Below are 1301 nucleotides of genomic sequence, written 5' to 3' on the forward strand. Positions count from 1 at the left end.
ACCGCGCCGGCGCTCCCGGCGGGTGCGGTCGGGTCGCCGAACTCGACGCCCAGCATGAGGCCGGTCCCGCGGATGTCACAGATCTCGCCCACGTCGCCGAGGCTACGCCGCAGGCCGTCGAGGAGTTGGGCCCCGCGCTCGGCGGAGTTGTCCACCAGGCTCTCCCTCTCGACCACCCCGAGGGTGGCCACCCCGGCGGCGGCCGCGACGGCGTTGCCGCCGTAGGTTCCACCCTGCGACCCGGGCCAGGCCTTGGCCATGATGGCCTCGGGTGCGGCGATCGCGGAGATGGGGAAGCCCGAAGCGATCCCCTTGGCGGTGATGATGACGTCCGGGACCAGGCCCTCGGTGTGTTGGTGGCCCCAGAACCGGCCCGTGCGACCGATGCCGGCCTGGACCTCGTCGAGCACGAGCAGCGCGCCGATCCGGTCGGCGCGGTCGCGCAGGCCCTGCAGATAGCGCGGCGGGGTGGCCATGTATCCGCCGTCGCCGAGTACCGGCTCGATGAGGAAGGCCGCGATCTCGCGGGCGTCGACGCGGGAGGCCATCAGGTAGTCCAGCTCGGCGAGCGCGAAGTCGATCGCGTCGTCCTGGGTCCACCCGTGCCGGAGCGCGTGCGGGAACGGGGTCATCACCACCCCGCCCATGAGGGGGGAGAAACCGGCGGAGAAGCGGGTGCCGGCGGTGGTGAGGCTGGCGGCGGCGACGGTGCGGCCGTGGAACCCGCCCTGGACGGTGACGATATTGGGTCGGCCGGTGGCCATGCGGGCCAGCCGGACGGCCGCCTCGACCGCCTCGGAGCCGGAGTTGGCGTAGAAGACCGAGTCGATCCCCTCGGGCAGGTGCTCGCCGAGCTTCTCCGTCAGCTGGAGCAGCGGTTGGTGCATGACGGTCGTGTACTGCGCGTGGATGATCTTCCCGCACTGCTCACGGGCGGCGGCGACCACTTCCGGGTGGCAGTGTCCGGTGCTGGTCACGCCGATGCCGGTCGTGAAGTCCAGGTAGTCGCGGCCGTCGGTGCCGTGGATCCACGAGCCGAGGGCGTGGTCCACCACGACGGGAGTGGCCTGCTTGAGAAGGGGGGACAGGTGCGCGGTCATGGGGCCAGTGTGTGGCGACTGCCGGTAGATTGTCAACAATCCGACGATCTTCGGGGGGTGTGGTCCCACGCGCTACGGTGTGTCCATGACGCAGCACCACCGGGGTCCGGCCACGCGACCGACAGTCGTCCTCCTCACCGCCGACGGCGTCGCCCCTCCCGCCCACCTCGACGAGTTCCGCGGCCTCGTCGAGGTCCGCCA

The 1301-nt window shown here is 71.6% G+C and carries 1 protein-coding gene; it reads right to left on the minus strand.

Features of this window, described 5'->3' with window-relative positions; translation table 11 throughout:
* The coding region (locus G6019_RS16615) for an aspartate aminotransferase family protein (protein WP_182628099.1) at window positions 1-1100 on the minus strand (1100 nt) is incomplete at its 3' end.
* Window positions 1101-1301 lie beyond the last annotated feature (201 nt).

It is taken from the genome of Dietzia sp. DQ12-76 (assembly GCF_014145045.1).
Taxonomy (GTDB): Bacteria; Actinomycetota; Actinomycetes; order Mycobacteriales; family Mycobacteriaceae; genus Dietzia.